This is a genomic window from Paenibacillus sp. V4I7 (assembly GCF_030817275.1).
Taxonomy (GTDB): domain Bacteria; phylum Bacillota; class Bacilli; order Paenibacillales; family NBRC-103111; genus Paenibacillus_E.
Window position 1 is genome coordinate 1375245 of sequence record NZ_JAUSZD010000002.1, and the last position, 18368, is coordinate 1393612.

Below are 18368 nucleotides of genomic sequence, written 5' to 3' on the forward strand. Positions count from 1 at the left end.
CCGGGAAACTATAGTTCAATATCAGAAGGGCTGCCGTGCTGCAGCCCTTTGTTGCGCTAACAGGTAGAATAGCGACATAAGCTCCCTGTAACTTTCCAAGCCAGATCTGCTTGACATGACACCAAATTGTGTCCTATAATCAAAGTGTCACTAAATGGTGTCCAATTGGGAGTTAGTCATTTGGAAAGTGCTTGGAGGCATCGCGCTCGTCGTGCCAGGTTTTCCTCGGCTTAAAGAATGGGTTCACGCTGGTATCGATTATGGTGATAGCTGGGAGAGCATGTTGTGAGCGATGTTGTTGACAAGACACCAAATGGTGTCTTATAATCAAAAAATTTCCAGATGGTGTCCGATTGGGAAATAAATAAAATGCTTAGGAGAGGGTGTTGTGAACGAAAACAACCCGTTGCGTGATGTGTTTGACGCGATTGCAGATCCAACTAGGCGCCGATTGATACGTCTGTTATCAGAGGCAGAGGAGATACCGCTTCATGAATTAACGGCACAGTTTGAAATGGGCCGTACAGCGGTATCCAAGCATTTGACAATCCTTAAAGATGCCGGACTGGTACTTGACCGAAAAGTCGGCAGAGAAACGCGGTTTAGGCTAAACGCCTCTCCACTCAGAGAAATTCAAGATTGGGTGGCTTTCTACAGCAAGTTCTGGAGTACGAATATGTTGCACTTGAAGCAACTATTAGAGGAGGAAGAAGAATGAGTTTAACATTAACCTTGGATTTTCAGTACAAGACATCGATTGAGAAGCTTTGGTTCGCCTTAACTGATTCAAGCAAGCTTGCCAAGTGGGTGGTCAATATCCACACCGGTCAGGCGATGGAAAATGATTTTAAGCCTGTTGTAGGACATCGTTTTCAGTTTCGTACTCAGCCGACCGAATGGTGGGATGGCATTGTTGACGGCGAAGTGCTTATCGTGGACGCACCAAACCGGTTGTCCTATACTTGGGCCAGTGGAGGAGAGAAGCACACGGTCACCTGGACGCTGCAGGATTTAGGGGACGCAAAGGTTAACCTTCATCTCGAACAAACCGGAATCTCAAATGCTCAAGCACTGGGTGGAGCTAAGTATGGCTGGGGTAAATGGTGCGGCGAGCTTGAAAAGGTGTTGGAACAATAACCGCATTCGGTGCTAAAACATCTCCTTCCCCAATGCTAAATTAATGGGTACGATAGTGAGATGTCCCAACACCATAAAGCAGATCACTTAATGGTATCTGTTGCCCATCAAGTAATCTGTTGTTACACGTATGTCGGATGTACTGTCAGCTGAACGAAAAATTGATGAGGGGTTTTCCTTGATGACAATTAGTAGAATGAATCCTAAGGTTGATGGATTTTTAAGAAAAGCTAAAAACTGGAAGGAAGAATTTGAGAAGTTGAGAAATATCGTTCTTGACTGTGAGCTGACCGAAGACTTTAAGTGGATGCATCCTTGTTACACGTTTGAGGAAAAAAACATAGTTTTAATACATGGATTTAAGGAATATTGTGCGCTTCTGTTTCACAAAGGTGCCTTGTTAAAGGATGCCCATGGGATTCTAATCCAACAAACGGAGAATGTACAGGCGGCGCGCCAGATTCGGTTCACCAATCTTCAAGAAATAGTTGAAATGGAAACCATCTTGAAAGCCTATATTTATGAAGCCATTGAAGTTGAAAAAGCCGGTTTGGAAGTGAACTTTAAGAAGACGACAGAATACATAATCCCTGACGAATTTCAAAATAAACTCGATGAAATTCCTGCCTTGAAAACTGCTTTTGAAGCATTGACGCCGGGACGGCAAAGAGCATACATTCATTATTTTTCAGAACCCAAACAATCCAAAACTCGAGAGTCAAGGGTTGAAAAATGTATGCAGCCAATTCTCGATGGAAAGGGATTAAATGATTAGTATATTCGATGGGAAAATAAATTAATCAAACTTTCAAATAATTTAAAATGGAAAATCCACGGAGTCTCCGGCCTCTATGTGGCCGACAACAGTGCTTTACCTTACATCGGGGCCGAAAATCAAATATTGACCACGATTGCACTCGCTTAGTTGAATAATAGAAAAAAGCAGACCAAGACTGTATTGTTCAGTTTTGGGCTGTTTTTTGTTGATGCCCCCACCAAGAATACATTAAATACATGTAAACAATGTGCAGACCTTTATATTTCAAGGGGTTTTCACACGCTCGTTTAGATAATATCAGCTTTACTGGTACTACCCTATCTATGAAGACTTCGCATGATTGATAGCGGTCTCGATGTAGGCTCTCAAAGTCTTGATGAACGTGCGCATGGCGTATCCGACATATCTGTCGCTGCGGTAGATCAGATAAATGTCCTGAGAAGGCGTAGGATTCCTCAGGTGCACGACTTTGATGTCTGTATTGTGAAGATTATCCAGTAGCAATCGCGGCAGAACACAGGTGCCAACTCCGCTCTGTACCATCTGGAGGAGGGAGGATAACGTTGTCGTCACCATATGTGGCTGCAGAGTAAACCCGTTGTCCATGCAAAAGCGGTCGATCAGCTTACGGCATTGATGGTCGGGTGGGAACATGACCATCTTCAACGCATGCAGCCTGTTCAAGGGGATGAAGCTCTCCGTGGCAAGGGGATCATTCATACTTACCGCTAATGAGAATTCCTCGTGGAACAGGGGAATTGATGTGAGACGTTCATCGATAATAGGTCCAATGGTTACGCCGACGTCGATGCTTCGGTCCAGAACTTGTTCTGTTACTTTCATGGTTTCCAGAAGGGACAGCGAGATGGTGGGATAGGTCTGATGGAAGTTCAGTAGCAAGGCATTAAACATGAGATCCGCGTCACCGGGCAAGACGCCGATGGATAGCGATCCGCCTTGCATCTGCTTCAGATCAGCAATGGCGTCGCTCGCTTGCTGCAGACGCTCGAACACGGCAGCACCATGTTCATGAAGAATCGCTCCGGCTTCTGTAAGGACAATTGTTTTTCCCACACGATCGAACAACAGAACCCCTATTTCTTCTTCCAATCTCCTTATCTGCTGGCTGATGTTGGGTGCGCTGACTCCCATTTTTTCGGCTGCTCTCGTGAAGTGAAGCTCTTCACAAATCGCCATAAAATACTGTAGTTGTTTTAACTCCATAGCTCACACCTGCTTTCAATTGCATCGCTGAATGCATGTTCAATGATTATTGTTACTGCACCTTCTTTTTCTGTCAATGAATAATCGTTAACTTATACTTAACGTTCCGGTAATGCCCACTGTATTGATGGAAAGTTCCATGAGACCTATACTACGAATATATCAAGCGCTTCTCATTACAAAAGGAGGAAATTAGTTATGACACAATCGATTATTAACACAGGTAAAGTACTGCATCAGGTTGTGATTGGTAAGCTTCAGGGAGTTACGGAGGGATATTTCGACAAGCAGCCGGAAGGCTTCAACAATACCATCCGTTGGAATGTCGGCCATATGATTTATTGGATGGATAAGTATTCTACCCTAAGCTTCGGCTCCCCGTCGGCCATACCGGACTCGTATGATACGCTGTTTAACTCTGGAACAAAGCCTTTGGACTGGACGTTTGCTCCTCCATCGAAGGAAGAGTTGTTCGAGATGTTAACGGCGCAGCTTTCCCGCCTATCTGAGCTGACACCTGAAATGCTGGGCGAGAAGCTTTCAACTCCGTATCCCTTGGGACCGTTCCAATTCAACACCGCCGGCGAGTTGTTCAACTTCGCTCTGATTCACGAAGCCATTCACCTTGGAACGATATCGAGCCAACTAAAGGTCCTGTCGCGCTAATCAATGAAAAGCAATACACCAAAGTTAGAAAGTATAGACAAACGACTTATTGACAACTCAATATTTGGAGCGACCAATAAACCATAATGAGGAGGATTCTTTTATGGAGAAATCCGTTGGCTCAGTCCCATCCCGAACTTGCGAAGTGTTTGATGCTTTTAGGCGGGCTTTCGAAACAGGGCATACAGTCGATTTTCTTAAGAAGGTTACAGAAGGTTTTCATTTCTTCGTTCCGCTCCCGCTAGAGGGGTGGAATCACGAGCAGCATGGCAAAGAGCGGTTCGAGGAATTGATCAGGTTCGAGCGCTCAGTATTGCAGGTGCAGCTGACTCCGCTCATCTTGCTTGAGAATGAGGACAACGGGATGGTGGTTTTTCGCGCGGAAGGTTCGTTGAATGGGGGGCCTTATCACAATGAGCTTGCGGTCGTCTTCGAGTTCGAGGCAGAGCGGATCCGCTCCTTCCGCGAATATGTAGGTATGCCGTTAAAAAACTACGAAACCCCATAAATGATCGATTAAAAAAGAGAGGCAACTTGTCTACCTCTCTTTTTTCGTCTATACAAAAGATTATTTAGAAAACCAATTTTGAAGCAATTCTGCTTCCTTTGTAGTGTGAAGTCCAGCTTTACGTGTTTCGTCAGTAGGGCGAGTTCTATCCCACTTCCAAGTATCAATAACTGTTTCTGCCAATGGTCGCGTTGTAAAGCCGGCTGTGAAAATTTTTGAGTTGTTGACATCAAACATGCCATGCAAGGACTTAAGCCATAGCGGGAGTTCCTTCCATTCACCGACTTCGTTGCTGTTCAGAAAATCGTTATCCACCCACACAAAATTCGCGTCAGAATGGGACACAGATTTGCATGTCTCCAGGAGTTCGCCCATCGTATACGTAGCACCGCTAACGTTGAAGATACCTGTTACGCTTTCCTCAACCGCACGGATGTTCCAGTCGGCCAGATCGCGTACGTCAACCGTTTGTATTTGGCGATTCACTCCTTCTGGAACCAACACGTCGCCTCCTTTTGCGACTCTCGTTGGCCAATAGGTGAAGCGGTCGCTGTAATCGTAAGGTCCCACGATCAGCCCAGGTCGAATGTGGAGCACACGACCAGGCAGGAGTGTTTCGAGTTCCTGTTCGCATAACGCTTTTAATGCCCCATACTCCGGACCATAGTAAGGTCCAGCGCCTTCAGTTGTAACTTCCTCCAACCTTTCTGAAGAAATGGTACTGACAGGAGAGTTTTCATCAACTCTCTGAGTTAGATCGTTGTAAACAGAAACGCTAGAGATGAACGTATAATGTTTTACTGCATTTTTCAAAAATTCTGCTGATTGGCGCACAATATTCGGGAAGAAACCACAAGTGTCAATCACTGCATCCCAATGTCGACCTCTGAGTGCCTCCAAGTTGTCTTTCCGATCACCGATTAATCGTTCTACGTTCGGGAACATATCGATGGAGCTGTTTCCGCGATTGAACAACGTTACTTCATGTCCACGTGCCAATGCAGCTTCAGTCAAAAAACGGCCAACAAAGCGAGTTCCCCCAAGAATCAACAGTTCCATTCGAAAGCCTCCTTATGTACGAAATGAATCGTTTAATCATTTTTTTTCATTCTGGTTCATTAATCGTTCGGTACAAACATCCTCTTTTCCTTCCTAAACATCCAAGTTTTTTAAATGCAAGGGATATAAAACCTTTCCTCCGTCATAGACATGCCAACGCGTGCGAGATATAGTCACGACTTTCCTGCAGGGATAATGCAGACGACAGAGCCTATACTAGACGATCTATTGAACTAGCGGATAACTATAGTTGAGAAGGAGTTGCATCTTCTAAAGCAGCTCCTCTTTGATTTTTTTTGGTGGTTTGATTAAACTATATTGTAAAAAGGGATTTCATTGAAAGGGCAGGGATACAATGAAGAAAAAAGCAACAGTGAAATTAGATGATCTAATTAATGAGATTGATATTCAAATGGACGAGACCTTTACATATATAAACACTCATACGGGAGAAGTTATTACATTAACAAGAGAAGAGATAAGAGCCGCAGAAGATGAAGAACCACTTGAAAAGTTTCCGGATTGGCAAAGAGAGAACATTGAAACAGCCATAAAAATTATTGAAGATGAAAACGATGTTTACTTGGATTTCACACTAAGAAACGAGTACCATGAGTATGAAATAATAGAAGAATTTATCGGAACATTAAGCGAAGATGAGGTTAGAGAAGAATTGTTTGGAGCTATTCAAGGAAGAGGGGCATTTAGAAGATTTAAGGACGGGATCATAGAACATGGCGTTGAAAAACAATGGTATGAATTCAAAGAAAAAAAGTTAAAGGAATTAGTTATCGATTGGTGTGAAGCGAAGGATCTTGTAATAGAGGAATGAAGTAAAACTGGTACTATCAAGAAACAAGAGCAGTTGTAGATGAACATTGCAAAAAGAGGGTGTCCCAAAAGTCATAAAATGACTGAGGGGCATCCTCTCATTTTGTAAACAAAAAGAAACCGTTCTTTGGTAAAATGGAGGTACCACCCAACCACTTACAAAAGGAGACGGTTTCTTTGTACATTCAATATACCATGGATCAACTTTGCCTGCCAATGGACTTGGAGGAAGATATTCCTCAAAATCACCTCGTTCGCATTGTAAACGCCGCCGTGAATCAACTGGATGACGTCATTTTCGACGCAGCTTACCCTGGAGGCGGAAGAGATAGCTATCACCCTAAGATGCTAACAAAAAGTGATCATTTATGCCTACACCCAGCGTATTTACTCCTCCCGACAGATCGCCAAGGCTGTCCGCGAAAACGTCATGTTCATGTGGATTGCAGGCAGACAACGACCCGACTTCCGCACCATTAACCGTTTTCGTTCTGAACGGATGAAAGCCCTGCTGGAGACCGTATTTACCGCGGTTCTTCAATTTTTGGCCGACGAGAAGTACGTTCAACTAGAGCACTATTTTGTTGACGGTACTAAAATTGAAGCGAATGCCAATCGGTATACCTTTGTTTGGGGTAAAGCGGTTGTGAAGCATAAGGCCAAGCTTCAGGAGAAAGTGCAGACGCTGTTTGCCACGATCGAAGAAGCTGAGAAGCAAGAAGAGCAGATGCATGTTGGCCAAGACCTAAGCGAACTGGGCGGAGCGTCTGAGATCACAAGTGAAAAATTAGAGATCGCTGTCAAACAATTGGAAGAAAGACTGCAGGAAAACCCGAAGGACAAGTCGCTAAAGAAAGCCGTGCGCACACTTCGAAAAGATCTTCTTCCTCGACTTCAAAAGTATGAAACACATGAAGAAATTTTAGGGAGTCGGAATAGCTACAGTAAGACCGACAAAGATGCTACGTTCATGCGGATGAAAGAAGATCATATGCGAAACGGCCAACTTAAGCCGGGTTACAATGTACAGATCGGCACTGAAAATCAATTTATCCTCGGCTACAGCGTACACCAACGGCCTACCGATACACGCTGCCTCATCCCTCATCTTGAAAAAGTAAAATCGCAACTAGGCAAGCTGCCGAGCACGATCATCGCTGATGCGGGATATGGCGGCGAAGAGAACTACGACTATTTAGAGCAAAATGAAGTCGAAGCCATCGTCAAATATAGCACCTATCACCGTGAGAAAAACAAAGCGTGGCAAAAGGATATTAGTAAAATCGACAACTGGACCTATGACGAAGAACAAGATACGTGGACATGTGCGACAGGACAACCCCTCATTTTCCGCAGAGCAAGCAAAGAGAAAACGGAGAGTGGATATGAAATCGAGTACCGCCATTACCGGAGTGCAAGCTGTGAAGGTTGCCCGCTGAAACCACAGTGTACGAAAGCCCAAGGTAATCGCGAAGTTAAAGTAAGCATGAACTACTTGCGATTAAAGAACCAAGCGCGCAACAAACTCCGTAGCGAAGAAGGTTACGCGCTAGCAGTACGGCGTATGATTGAGCCAGAGCCTGTGTTTGGTGACATCAAGAACAACCGCGGATTCAAAAGATTCCTGCTTCGAGGCTTACCCAAAGTAAGTCTAGAGGTCGGGTGGCTTTCGCTTGCCCATAACTTGCTGAAGAAAGCAGCGATGGACGCTAAAAATAAAGGAGCTAAGCACGTACAAGCCGCTTAGCTCCTTTTTCATTCAAATATTCACTTTTTCTAACGATCTGGAGTGTCCTACACACCAAGACTATCATGGCTTTTGGGACACCCTCCTTTTTTCTTGGCTGAAAACCTTATTGAATGTCTTTCTATATTTATCCGATAAAAAACCTTCAAAATTTTCAAAACCGGCAGCAGCTTTAGGGCTACTGGTTATTTACAGTATGAAAGATGTCAGTTTTAACCACGGTGTCCCTGAACTAATCTCTGTCACGATAGTTGCTTTACTCCATATTTGGCGAAGAAACATGCTCTTATCAATTGCAAGCGGTACGATCGTCTACATGTTAATTGAAATGTTAAATCAGATTGATACTAAGAACCATTTTTCCTCGCCATTCCCCGGTACTTGCCTCAGATATGTTCAAGCCGGCATGTTGTAGTAGGGCATTTGAATAATAGGTATTATGCCTAAAACCATTGGCATGGCTCCTTCATAGAATACAAAGTTAAAACCTTATGAAGGGAAGAGATATATGGACATTCCAATAACCGGATTTGTCATGCATTCCAATGATGAAAACGCAAAACACTCACATAAGTTGTTTATTACTTCTTGGAATGGTCGTCCTGTTCATGTTCATCCGTTTTCAGGAATTACCTCATTTGATGATGGACATAATCACCAATACGCAGGTATGACAGAACCAGCACCAAGCGGAGTCCAACATGTTCATAATTATTACGCAGAAACTTCATTTAATGGGGGTCATACTCATATTATTCAAGGAACCACAGGACCATCTATTCCCTTGCCAAACGGAGGGCATATTCATTATTTCCAAGGTTATACAACAATAAATGGAATGCATCCTCATTCGCACATGTATAGCGGCAACACAGGCAACGAACTGTAATTATAGCTTTATAAGTAGATTAAAAGTAACCTAGAATAGTGTTTCAAGCCTTCTCAAAGATTCGGGTTCTAAATTTCTGGAGACTAAAATAGCTCAATAACACCTTAGACGAGGCTGCCGGCATGATCGGCAGCCTCGTTAAGCTATTTGGCGGATTTCAATTGTATAAGGCCGCAACAGCATGCAATTGAATACGTATAAAATATATGGGAATTTAGTGAGTTATGGAGGTATTATGTTCGAGTTACAAACTTATCTGGCAAAACCACCAAAGTTACTTGAAATTGAATTCGGATCTGATTTAGCAGAAGTTTATAAATATCAACGCGAGAAACTTTATATTGCTATGAATGATGCAGAGAACTAAGAAATCTTATTGAAAATAAGAAATTCGATCCTCGAACTGAAACGTATTTTAAGCTGTATGGTTAACCTAGGGGTATTTCACAGATCGGCAGATATGTCTGAACCTGAGAGAATACTCAGACGAATTGAACGATGTGAATCACTATTGGACTAAGTTATACCGTTAAAAGCGATTATGGACCGAGCTGAAGGCCGGGAAAAAGTACCAGCGGAAACTTAGGTGTTAGACCTGCGGAGCAGAAAGGGGAGGTACATGAAAATGAAAATAATCACCGCCACCCCCTCCAGGGATAACAAGTACCACGGCCAAGGCCCCAGATAATTAAGCAACGTATCTCCGGACGGTTTTTCTGTGACGAATAGGTAGTTTCCTCCTGTTATCCAATTTACGGGGATGATTACTGCCAAAAGACCGTTCATAATCAGAAGTACTCTCCAAATCGAACGCCACGTTGGCCGATAGCCATGCACCCAGGTCATATACAAGGCAACCCATACAATGGCGCCATGACCGATAAAAAAGTAAAAATAAGTGAAATGGGGAAATCCGGACAGGATGGCCGCCGGTGTCAGCAATGCCTGTATGGCACCGCCGGCACCTGCAAAATATAAAAATTCATATATCCGATAAAATGGAAAAAGCAGTATGACGATGGTCAAGATGTAGCTGATGCTGCATAGCTGGAGGGGAAGGGACTGCTCTAAGGAAAACTGCTCGAAATAAAAATACCATCCGTACAATAAGACTTCAAACACGATGAGGAGCGTGAAAAGTCCAAACCTGATTCTGTTCTTCCAGTCTTCGTGGCGAAGCGAGTTTTTAAACCGATACAGCAGCAGAACCAGTAAAGCTATTCCGACAAGCGGAAGAATATGTTGTGGAGTAAACATGGCAAAAGGATACTCCGTTTCCGAAAACCAGTCCATAAAAATCCACTTCCCTTTATTGGAAATTATATAGCTATTCTGCGAACTATTTTATCCATACTTGAAATGGTACAAACCTGAAAGACGTACAGAAACATTTGGTTTATTTTCATCAATATAAACCATAAAGAATCACAACAGTAAATTTCAGCTTTTTCTTAGCGTATAGAAACTTATAGAGTTCTAATTTGTAGATCAGTTGGAGATAAAAGGTTCCACTTTTGGTAATCCTATACCAAAAGGTGGTGTTTTATATTGTGGATTATAAAAACAGAACATAAAAGAGATGAAGATGGTGGGACGGTAGCTCTAGAATTGGAAACCGATGATAAGCGTCTTGATGTTAATGTTAGATGGGATGGTTGTACAGAAATTCACGTATATTCAGTTACAGAAGAAAATCGTGAACTTAAAGATACTTTTCATACGTGTGATTTAAAAGGATTTATTGATACGTTGAAGACCCTTGATAACGTTTGTCAGGATTACTTTGGTGAGGGAAGTTATTGGGAACGAAAAAAAGATGAAGAGGAATAGCGTACGCGAAGCAATTACAATAGAATATTCCGATAATGACCCGCAAAATGCTGGTTTTCGTTTTTTATTCGGATAAGTAAGGTGTTCTAGTAGCCTGTTCGGAGTAATTGTTTTGTTAGCAACGCTAGTTCAAAAAAGTGGAGGAGCTTGTCAGCGTTGCAGCTCCTTTTTTCATTGAGGTACGGAAAACGATAATATAATCACTCAAGTGCCGGGTTAAAGTTCATCTATCATAACCACGACTTTGAGTTCGCGAAATATGAAGGAAAAACAGGCATGGAGATTTTATTTGAGGAGTCGGATCCAGATAGCGTGAATTTCGAGCTGGACGTTTATTGGGTGCAAGCTGGTGGGGCCGATCCGATCGAGTGGATTCGAAAGATGGAAGGAAGAATGAAGGTTGTTCATTTCAAGGACATGATTGTGACACCGGATCGGAAACAGCGTTTTTCGGAAGTCGGCGAAGGTAATATGAATTTCAAAGGGATTATTCAAGCATGCGAGGAGATCGGCGAGGAGTGGGCCGCGGTCGAGCAGGACGACTGTTATGACCGTAATCCTTTCGAAAGTTTGGAGATCAGCTTTACCAATCTTGCAAAATTAGGGTTAAAAGCATAGATGAACTTACGCTTAAGATTGTAATGAGACATTACTTGACATCTTCAAAGTGGTATATTATAGTCGGACAAGCTAATAAGAAAAGGCATTTACATCAAGGTCTTGAGGAAAAAGGCAGTAACGGTACAATCAAAGCCTTGAACACAGGGAAATCCTAGGCTCAATTGAACTTAGGTTATAAGTGACAACTTTATCATGACCATTCTTACATAGAGAGGAGAAGTACTGTTGGATTCACTTTGGTTGGAGTATGCATGGGCATTATTGATTCTTATTGGATTGGAAGGTTTGCTATCGGCGGATAATGCCCTTGTTTTGGCGGTTATCGCGAAGCATTTACCGGAGGACCAGAAGAAGAAAGCCATTAATTATGGGATCATTATGGCTTTTGTTTTTCGCTTCGCCGCTCTGTTTGCGATATCGTTTATTGCGAACGTCTGGCAAATACAGGCGATCGGAGCAGCTTATCTTCTATACCTTGGGTTAAAGCACATAATCAAAGCGCGTTTCGGCAAGGAAAACGAGAACATCCGCGAGGACATAAAAAAAGATGCTGCAGGAAAAGGCTTCTGGCCAACCGTAGGAAAAATTGCTCTTGCGGATCTCGCCTTTGCGATTGATTCCATTCTTGCTGCAGTAGCTCTAGCACTTGGTCTCCCGGACTCACCGCTTCGTGATTTCGGGGGTATGGACGGAGGACAATTCATTGTTGTCGTGCTTGGTGGAGTCGCTGGGCTCGTCCTAATCAAATTCGCGGCTACTTGGTTTGTAAAGCTGCTTGGTCAGAGGCCGGCACTGGAGACCACGGCTTACGCGATCGTGGCATGGGTCGGCGTGAAGCTCGCTGTGATTACCCTGGCCCATCAAGATATTGGTGTGTTAGATCATCATTTCCCGCATAGCACTGGCTGGTCCCTTATCTTCTATGGTGTATTAGTTGCGATCGCCCTTCTCGGTTGGTTTGCGCCTGCGAAAAAAAGTTCACAGGCTGATCAGCTCTAGGTTCAACATCCAGACTGCCCTTCATTGCTGACAGGTGGCCATCCCCTAAAGGATGGCCATTTTGCATTTGGACTTTACCTGCAGGTTAGTTGATCAAGTCATAAATTGAATAGTTTTAGTTATGAGCATTTCTTTGTAATGAGAAATGCTTTTTATTTTTGTTTAAAAATAAAAGGGAATGTAGAAAACAATCATAATACATTGTGTAACAACTAAAATATATTGATAAACGATAAATTATGTGCTAAAGTCAAATTAACAATAAATAGGTGAGGTGCTTTTTATGAAACGAGGAACAACACTCTTTTTAAAGATAGCTGTTATTCTTATTGGAATCCCAGTTCTTGCTTTGTGCATATTTTTGGTGCCTGAGATAGGGAATTTTGCAGCAGAATTGTATCCAGATATTCCTTATCTGAAATATCTCGTTTTCATTGATTTGTATGCAACGGCGATACCTTTTTACTTTGCTCTGTATCAAGCTTTTAAACTTTTAAGCTATATTGACAAGAACGAGGCTTTCTCTGAATTATCTGTTCGAGCTTTAAAGAATATAAAATACTGTGCAATCACATTCAGCAGCTTGTATGTAGTAGGCATGCCACTCTTCTATCTCGTGGCGGAGAAAGACGATGCCCCAGGTATCATAGTAATCGGACTGGTCATGATTTTTGCCTCCATGGTGATTGCCGTTTTTGCTGCTGTTCTCCAAAGACTTTTAAAAGAGGCTATTGATATAAAATCAGAAAATGACTTAATAGTCTGAGGTGAATAACATGGCAATTATAATCAATATTGATGTGATGTTGGCTAAAAGGAAAATGAGTGTTACAGAACTTTCGGAGAGGGTTGGAATAACGATGGCTAATCTTTCTATATTGAAAAATGGAAAGGCAAAAGCGATTAGATTATCAACTTTAGAGGCGATTTGTAAGGCTTTAGAATGTCAGCCTGGAGATATTTTAGAATACAGAAGTGACGAAGACACGCAAGCATAATAAAGTTTGGTTAATAAACATTGTGGAGGAAAGTAGGACTTAATAGGACAATTATTAGGGGAGGTATAACCATGGATATTAACAATCTGATTATTGAAAATATGGCTAATCCCCATGAGCTGGAGAGAATGTTTAGAAAAGAACCCGAAGCTTTTAAAAAGTCATTCTCATACGCCTGGGAACAGAACCCTGATTCGCAGGTTCTTGCCATTTGGTATGAAAGATTGCATTTTAAAGAGACGGCACATACAGAAAAAACTTCCTTGCTTCAGAAAGATTTCTTATCCATGGGGATTTTAGCAATTCTGGCCGGGATTAGCACAAGGATCATTTTTCATTTTGTCGAACAGCAAGATATAGCCCCTATTAACCTTGTATTTGGTATACTTCCCTTAATTTCCATCTATTTTGTGTACAATAATACCCCGAAAAAAATTGTTCTTTACACCCTAGTATCGTCATTCCTAATCTCCGGGTTTTATCTGAATATGCTGCCACTAGAGCAAAAAGACAGTATTATTCTGGCTAATATACACCTACCCATATTCTTGTGGGTATTATTAGGGCTTGCATTTACAGGAAATGAATATGGCAGAGGCAGCACAAAATTAGCCTATCTTAAATTCAATGGGGAATTTTGCATACTCTACGCCAGCATGGCGATTAGTGGAATGCTGCTAACAGCATTAACCATGCAGTTATTTAGATTTGTAGGCATGGATATATCTGAATTCTATTTTAAAAATGTCGTTTTATTTGGTGCTGCTGCGCTCACTCTTGTGGCTACATACCTCGTATCTAGGAACCTTAAACTTGCTAAAAATATAGCACCCTATATAGCCAAAATTTTTAGTCCTCTTGTATTGGTAACATTGTTGGTTTATCTTATAACGGTTATTTGGGTCGGGAAAAATCCATTCTTGGACCGCAATTTCCTCTTATCTTTCAACGGAATACTCCTTAGTGTATTGGCCGTCACCATATTCTCCATTACCGAAAGTGGCACAGACGAGAAAAAGAACATTTCTGATTATATAAATTTTGCCCTAATTGTTCTTGCTCTTCTCATTGACAGTGTGGCTTTATCAGCCATAGTGTTCAGGCTTACTTCTTATGGGATTACGCCCAACAGACTTGCTGTTTTAGGCGTAAACATACTTATCTGGGCCAATCTAATTTGGATTATGCTCTCCTATATGCGTTTTCTACAAAACAAAACCGGACCTTCATCCATCCAAGATGCCGTTACTAAGTATTTGCCGGTCTACGGACTTTGGGCAGCTTTCGTTACATTTACTTTTCCTTTAATTTTTTATTAGAAAAACTATAATTCCAGTCTACATAAAATATGGTTCGTTCCACTAACGAGGAACGATAGTGAAGGAGCTTGCATCGTGGCAGCTCCTTTTTTAGTTCATTAAAGTAACGGACATTAATCCTAAACAAATGATATAAATCTAACTACCACAAGGTAGCCAAAAAGATAATTGGGAGAAAGGCTGTTGTCAGAGCTTTACTTAGCTTTATCCGTAAGTATCGTTCATCGTTACTTCACAATTTTGTCACACGAAAGATGGTACATAGCTACTTAGAGTCTTGATATGTACTTTAAATCGAACTACAATAGTAATTATTACTATTAACATACATAGATGGTGTGGAGGAGCAACAATAATGAAACTATGGGGAACAAGAATACTCGCGGTGGGGGTTGTATGTACGACGATGCTGGCCGGCTGTGCCAAGCCTGCGGAAATCGATTCGACTGCACAGACAGAGGCAGCAAAACCGAAAGCAATTACGCTGTCTTGGGCTAAGGATATTGGCAGCTTAAATCCGCATCTTTATGCTCCGAATGAACTATTCGCGCAGGCGATGGTGTATGAGCCGCTTGTGCAGTACGGAGTAAAGGGCGATATTCAGCCTTCTTTGGCAGAAAAATGGGATATTACACCAGATGGTAAAACGTATACGTTTCATTTGCGCAAAGGCGTGAAATATTCAGACGGTTCGGAACTTGATGCAGCGAATGTGAAGAAAAACTTCGATGCCCTGCTGGCGAATGGGAAGCGCCACAGTTGGTTAGGATCGATCAATGAAATCAAAAATACGGAAATCGTCGATCCACAAACCTTTAAGATCGAATTGAAAAATTCATACTATCCGTTTTTGCAGGAGCTTTCGCTTATTCGTCCGCTGCGTATGCTCGGTAATGCTGGCTTCCCTGATGACGGAAGCACGGCCCAGACGATCAAAAAGCCAATAGGAACGGGCCCTTGGGTACTGACTGACTATAGAATAGATGAACAAGCGGTATTTACGCGCAACGAACATTACTGGGGAGAGAAGCCGAAGCTGGATAAAGTGACGATCAAGATCATTCCCGATCCGCAAGCCCGTGCGATGGCGTTGGAGAAGAAGGAAATCGATATGATTTTCGGCAGTGGTCAGCTGACCCCGAATGCATTCAAATCGCTGAAGGATACAGGCAAGTACCAGACTCTTGTCTCCGAGCCGCTCTCCACGCGAGTGCTGGCGGTGAACTCCAACAAAGGTCCTACGCGGGAGTTAAATGTCCGTCAAGCCCTGGAATATGCGTTTGACAAAAAGACTGTTATCGAGCATGTGCTCAACGGTGTCGAGAAGCCGGCGGACACGCTGTTTTCACCTGCGCTACCTTACAGCAACGTGAATTTGAAGCCTTACGAGTATAATTTGGAAAAAGCGAAGTCGCTGCTGGATGCATCGGGCTGGAAGCTGGCAAACGGTAAACCATTCCGTGAAAAAGACGGGAAAGTACTGGAGCTTGATCTCGTCTATGATAGCAACGACCAAGTACAAAAGACGATCTTTGAGTATATGCAAGGGGAATGGCGTAAAATTGGGATCAAAGGAAATATGATAGGCGAAGAGAGGCAAGCGTTCACGAACCGGCAGAAAGAGGGCGCATTTAACTTGGCCTTCAACGAAACCTGGGGCATTCCCTATGATCCGCATACGGTTGTAGCCTCGATGCGCGAATTGAGTCATGCCGACTATCAAGCTCAAGCAGGCTTACCGATGAAAAAAGAGATTGATGATAAAATTTCTCAAGTTATCATTAGCACCGATGAGAAAACAAGGCAAGAACTGTACACGTACATTCTGACGACATTGCATGAGCAGGCGGTGTACTTGCCGATCTCCTATACGGTAAATGTGGCTGTCGCGAATAACAATGTGAGCGGTGTTTCGTTTTATCCGATGCAGTTTGAAATTCCGTTTAAAGCATTTGATATCAAGTAGGTGCTGTTCATGATTACCTTTTTAGCAAGAAGAATTGGCAGTATGCTGCTTGTGATTATGGGAATAACGGTTGTGGCCTTTCTGTTAATCCGCCTTATCCCTGTTGATCCGGCGGAAGCTTACTTGAATTTGTCTAAGGTTCCCATTACGCAAGCCGCGCTTGATGCGGCGCGCAAGGAACTTGGACTTGATCGCCCTTTGTTCGAGCAATATGCCCAGTGGATAAGTCATGCGGTGCGTCTTGATTTTGGCACATCTTTTATATCGAAAAAGCCCGTATGGACCGAATTGGAAGAACGGTTTAGGGTGACGGCTCAGCTTGGGCTTGTGTCTCTCGTGTTGATCTTTCTGATCAGCGTACCCGCAGGTATCTGGTCTGCGGTGCGCAATAACGGTTGGTTTGACCGGATTACCCGGATCAGCATATTTGCAGTTGCCTCTATGCCGAGTTTTTGGTTAGCTTTTATTTTGATGTATTGGTTGGCATTCAAATGGGATTTACTACCGCTTATGGGACGGGGTACTTTGGCGCATATGGTACTGCCGTCGTTGACGCTGGCGCTCATTTACAGCACGTATTATATACGGCTGATACGAACGAGTATGCTCGAACATATGGAACAGCCGCACGTCTGGTACGCTCGGTCTCGCGGGGTGCGGGAACCGCTTATCATCGTCCGGCATGTAGGGAAGAGCACACTGCTGCCTATCGTAACGTCGCTCGGGATTACGCTTGGTCATTTGCTGGGCGGAACGGTCATCGTTGAAAATGTTTTTGCAATACCGGGCATCGGTCGCTACTTGATCGAGTCGATGATGAATCGGGATTATGCGGTCGTCCAATGTTTTGTTTTGGTGATCGGCGTCTTTTTTGTCGTCATTAATTTACTCGCCGACATGGTCTGCGCAATCGTCGATCCGCGCATTCGAGAGAAAGGAGAGTGACGACATGGGCGAACGTATAGGACTAAAGCTGCATCTGCCTAAGGCGCTAATGATTAGCGGGGGCTGCTTGCTAATACTGGTGATGATTGCCGTGCTAGCACCGCACCTTATGCCGCACGATCCGTATGAGGTCGATATTATACACAAATTACAGCCGCCTTCATGGGATTATCCGCTCGGCACAGATCATCTGGGTCGCTGTGTTTTGTCGCGAATCATTGCCGGTGCGCGCGTATCGCTCGCTGCGGCTTTCGTCGTTATAGCCATTACACTTGTACTGAGCCTGATTATCGGAATCGCTGCGGGTTATATGGGAGGTTGGCTCGATCAGCTTTTAATGCGCATTTGCGATTTGTTTTTAGCTTTCCCAAGCTTGATCTTCGCATTGGCCATAGTTGGCTTGTTGGGCGGTGGCGTGGTTAATCTGGTCGTGGCGATGGTCGCCGTCCATTGGGTCGGCTACGCGAGGATGATTCGGATGATGGTCGTTAGCTTAAAGGAACGAAATTACGTGCTATCAGCGAAAATAACCGGGGCTTCCGGCATCCGTATTATGTTTCAACACATTTTGCCGTTCGTGCTGCCGCAAATCATTGTGCTTCAGTTTTTGCAGATGGGCTCGATTATTTTACAAATTTCGGAATTATCATTTCTTGGGTTAGGTGTGCAGGCTCCGATGGCCGAATGGGGCATGATGATCAACGACAGCAAGTCATTGATGGGCAGCCATCCGCTGCTGATGATCGCCCCGGGGATGATGATCTTCGTTACGGTTGTGGCGTTCAATTGGATCGGCGATACGCTGCGTGATACGCTTGATCCGAAATTAAGTTAATAGAATGGAGCTTCGT

The 18368-nt window shown here is 43.3% G+C and carries 20 protein-coding genes and 3 pseudogenes; 20 read left to right on the plus strand and 3 right to left on the minus strand.

Annotated features, from left to right (window positions below; genetic code table 11):
* Positions 1-172: 172 nt before the first annotated feature.
* The 5 genes and pseudogenes from QFZ80_RS38880 to QFZ80_RS38885 form a co-directional block, all read left to right on the plus strand.
* Positions 173-256: pseudogene (locus tag QFZ80_RS38880) on the plus strand (DoxX family protein); the annotation flags it as partial.
* A gap of 132 nt (positions 257-388) precedes the next feature.
* Positions 389-718: an ArsR/SmtB family transcription factor gene (locus QFZ80_RS07595; protein ID WP_307547763.1), complete on the plus strand. Its 330-nt coding sequence runs from the start codon at positions 389-391 to the stop codon at positions 716-718.
* Positions 715-1137, plus strand: a complete 423-nt coding sequence (locus QFZ80_RS07600; RefSeq protein ID WP_307547762.1) for an SRPBCC family protein — start codon at positions 715-717, stop codon at positions 1135-1137. The genes QFZ80_RS07595 and QFZ80_RS07600 overlap by 4 nt, the downstream gene beginning before the upstream one ends.
* Before the next feature lie 181 nt (positions 1138-1318).
* Positions 1319-1912 carry a YdeI/OmpD-associated family protein gene (locus QFZ80_RS07605; protein WP_307558165.1) on the plus strand — a complete coding sequence of 198 codons (594 nt, stop codon included), beginning with the start codon at positions 1319-1321 and terminating at the stop codon, positions 1910-1912.
* 54 nt (positions 1913-1966) lie between these two features.
* Positions 1967-2062, plus strand: coding sequence for a GMC oxidoreductase (locus QFZ80_RS38885; protein ID WP_373460382.1), 96 nt, complete (start codon positions 1967-1969; stop codon positions 2060-2062).
* Between the two features lie 174 nt (positions 2063-2236).
* Here the strand turns inward: QFZ80_RS38885 and QFZ80_RS07610 are convergent, their stop codons facing one another.
* Complete coding sequence (locus tag QFZ80_RS07610) at positions 2237-3139, minus strand: LysR family transcriptional regulator (protein WP_307547757.1); 903 nt, start codon at positions 3137-3139, stop codon at positions 2237-2239.
* Positions 3140-3337: 198 nt separating this feature from the next.
* Here QFZ80_RS07610 and QFZ80_RS07615 point away from each other — a divergent pair, with 198 nt between their 5' ends.
* Together QFZ80_RS07615 and QFZ80_RS07620 are read left to right on the plus strand one after the other, a co-directional pair.
* Positions 3338-3805: a DinB family protein gene (locus tag QFZ80_RS07615; RefSeq protein ID WP_307547754.1), complete on the plus strand. Its 468-nt coding sequence runs from the start codon at positions 3338-3340 to the stop codon at positions 3803-3805.
* A gap of 103 nt (positions 3806-3908) precedes the next feature.
* Positions 3909-4313, plus strand: coding sequence for a nuclear transport factor 2 family protein (locus tag QFZ80_RS07620; RefSeq protein ID WP_307547752.1), 405 nt, complete (start codon positions 3909-3911; stop codon positions 4311-4313).
* A 60-nt stretch (positions 4314-4373) separates the two neighbouring features.
* On the opposite strand, the gene QFZ80_RS07625 is transcribed toward QFZ80_RS07620, so the two are convergent.
* A complete protein-coding gene (locus QFZ80_RS07625; protein WP_307558167.1) occupies positions 4374-5372 on the minus strand; it encodes an SDR family oxidoreductase in 999 nt (332 codons plus the stop codon).
* Positions 5373-5727: 355 nt separating this feature from the next.
* On the opposite strand from QFZ80_RS07625, the gene QFZ80_RS07630 reads away from it, so the two are divergent.
* The 4 genes and pseudogenes from QFZ80_RS07630 to QFZ80_RS07645 all read left to right on the plus strand — a co-directional run bounded on the left by QFZ80_RS07630 (position 5728) and on the right by QFZ80_RS07645 (position 8839).
* Positions 5728-6204 carry a UPF0158 family protein gene (locus QFZ80_RS07630; RefSeq protein WP_307547747.1) on the plus strand — a complete coding sequence of 159 codons (477 nt, stop codon included), beginning with the start codon at positions 5728-5730 and terminating at the stop codon, positions 6202-6204.
* Between the two features lie 176 nt (positions 6205-6380).
* Positions 6381-7950: pseudogene (locus QFZ80_RS07635) on the plus strand (IS1182 family transposase).
* 109 nt (positions 7951-8059) lie between these two features.
* Entirely contained in the window at positions 8060-8365 is a 306-nt protein-coding gene (locus QFZ80_RS38890) for a branched-chain amino acid transporter permease (RefSeq protein ID WP_373460030.1), read from the plus strand.
* 93 nt (positions 8366-8458) lie between these two features.
* On the plus strand, positions 8459-8839 hold the full coding sequence (locus tag QFZ80_RS07645) for a YmaF family protein (RefSeq protein WP_307547746.1): 381 nt from the start codon (positions 8459-8461) through the stop codon (positions 8837-8839).
* Between the two features lie 582 nt (positions 8840-9421).
* Here QFZ80_RS07645 and QFZ80_RS07650 read toward each other — a convergent pair.
* Positions 9422-10132, minus strand: coding sequence for a YwaF family protein (locus tag QFZ80_RS07650; RefSeq protein WP_307547743.1), 711 nt, complete (start codon positions 10130-10132; stop codon positions 9422-9424).
* Between the two features lie 255 nt (positions 10133-10387).
* On the opposite strand from QFZ80_RS07650, the gene QFZ80_RS07655 reads away from it, so the two are divergent.
* From QFZ80_RS07655 to nikC, 9 genes and pseudogenes are all read left to right on the plus strand, one after another.
* Entirely contained in the window at positions 10388-10669 is a 282-nt protein-coding gene (locus QFZ80_RS07655; RefSeq protein ID WP_307558170.1) for a hypothetical protein, read from the plus strand.
* Between the two features lie 222 nt (positions 10670-10891).
* Positions 10892-11287, plus strand: a pseudogene (locus tag QFZ80_RS07660) (sugar phosphate isomerase/epimerase family protein); the annotation flags it as partial.
* Positions 11288-11515: 228 nt separating this feature from the next.
* Positions 11516-12289, plus strand: a complete 774-nt coding sequence (locus QFZ80_RS07665; protein WP_307558172.1) for a TerC family protein — start codon at positions 11516-11518, stop codon at positions 12287-12289.
* A gap of 283 nt (positions 12290-12572) precedes the next feature.
* Positions 12573-13055, plus strand: coding sequence for a DUF2975 domain-containing protein (locus QFZ80_RS07670; RefSeq protein ID WP_307558173.1), 483 nt, complete (start codon positions 12573-12575; stop codon positions 13053-13055).
* Between the two features lie 10 nt (positions 13056-13065).
* Positions 13066-13287, plus strand: coding sequence for a helix-turn-helix domain-containing protein (locus QFZ80_RS07675; protein WP_307547737.1), 222 nt, complete (start codon positions 13066-13068; stop codon positions 13285-13287).
* 71 nt (positions 13288-13358) lie between these two features.
* Complete coding sequence (locus tag QFZ80_RS07680) at positions 13359-14606, plus strand: DUF4153 domain-containing protein (protein WP_307558175.1); 1248 nt, start codon at positions 13359-13361, stop codon at positions 14604-14606.
* A 355-nt stretch (positions 14607-14961) separates the two neighbouring features.
* A complete protein-coding gene (gene nikA / locus QFZ80_RS07685; RefSeq protein ID WP_307558177.1) occupies positions 14962-16572 on the plus strand; it encodes a nickel ABC transporter substrate-binding protein in 1611 nt (536 codons plus the stop codon).
* A 9-nt stretch (positions 16573-16581) separates the two neighbouring features.
* Positions 16582-17517, plus strand: coding sequence for a nickel ABC transporter permease (gene nikB, locus QFZ80_RS07690; protein WP_307547732.1), 936 nt, complete (start codon positions 16582-16584; stop codon positions 17515-17517).
* Positions 17518-17521: 4 nt separating this feature from the next.
* Positions 17522-18352 carry a nickel transporter permease gene (nikC, locus tag QFZ80_RS07695; protein ID WP_307558179.1) on the plus strand — a complete coding sequence of 277 codons (831 nt, stop codon included), beginning with the start codon at positions 17522-17524 and terminating at the stop codon, positions 18350-18352.
* Positions 18353-18368 lie beyond the last annotated feature (16 nt).

Coding starts and splice junctions, on each gene's coding strand:
- QFZ80_RS07625 (WP_307558167.1), bottom strand. CDS start 5,372: ATGGAACTGTTGATTCTTGGGGGAACTCGCTTTGTTGGCCGTTTTTTG.
- QFZ80_RS07600 (WP_307547762.1), top strand. CDS start 715: ATGAGTTTAACATTAACCTTGGATTTTCAGTACAAGACATCGATTGAG.
- nikC (WP_307558179.1), top strand. CDS start 17,522: ATGGGCGAACGTATAGGACTAAAGCTGCATCTGCCTAAGGCGCTAATG.
- QFZ80_RS07610 (WP_307547757.1), bottom strand. CDS start 3,139: ATGGAGTTAAAACAACTACAGTATTTTATGGCGATTTGTGAAGAGCTT.
- QFZ80_RS07630 (WP_307547747.1), top strand. CDS start 5,728: ATGAAGAAAAAAGCAACAGTGAAATTAGATGATCTAATTAATGAGATT.
- QFZ80_RS07670 (WP_307558173.1), top strand. CDS start 12,573: ATGAAACGAGGAACAACACTCTTTTTAAAGATAGCTGTTATTCTTATT.
- QFZ80_RS07680 (WP_307558175.1), top strand. CDS start 13,359: ATGGATATTAACAATCTGATTATTGAAAATATGGCTAATCCCCATGAG.
- nikB (WP_307547732.1), top strand. CDS start 16,582: ATGATTACCTTTTTAGCAAGAAGAATTGGCAGTATGCTGCTTGTGATT.
- QFZ80_RS07615 (WP_307547754.1), top strand. CDS start 3,338: ATGACACAATCGATTATTAACACAGGTAAAGTACTGCATCAGGTTGTG.
- QFZ80_RS07650 (WP_307547743.1), bottom strand. CDS start 10,132: ATGGACTGGTTTTCGGAAACGGAGTATCCTTTTGCCATGTTTACTCCA.
- nikA (WP_307558177.1), top strand. CDS start 14,962: ATGAAACTATGGGGAACAAGAATACTCGCGGTGGGGGTTGTATGTACG.
- QFZ80_RS07605 (WP_307558165.1), top strand. CDS start 1,319: ATGACAATTAGTAGAATGAATCCTAAGGTTGATGGATTTTTAAGAAAA.
- QFZ80_RS07675 (WP_307547737.1), top strand. CDS start 13,066: ATGGCAATTATAATCAATATTGATGTGATGTTGGCTAAAAGGAAAATG.
- QFZ80_RS07645 (WP_307547746.1), top strand. CDS start 8,459: ATGGACATTCCAATAACCGGATTTGTCATGCATTCCAATGATGAAAAC.
- QFZ80_RS07620 (WP_307547752.1), top strand. CDS start 3,909: ATGGAGAAATCCGTTGGCTCAGTCCCATCCCGAACTTGCGAAGTGTTT.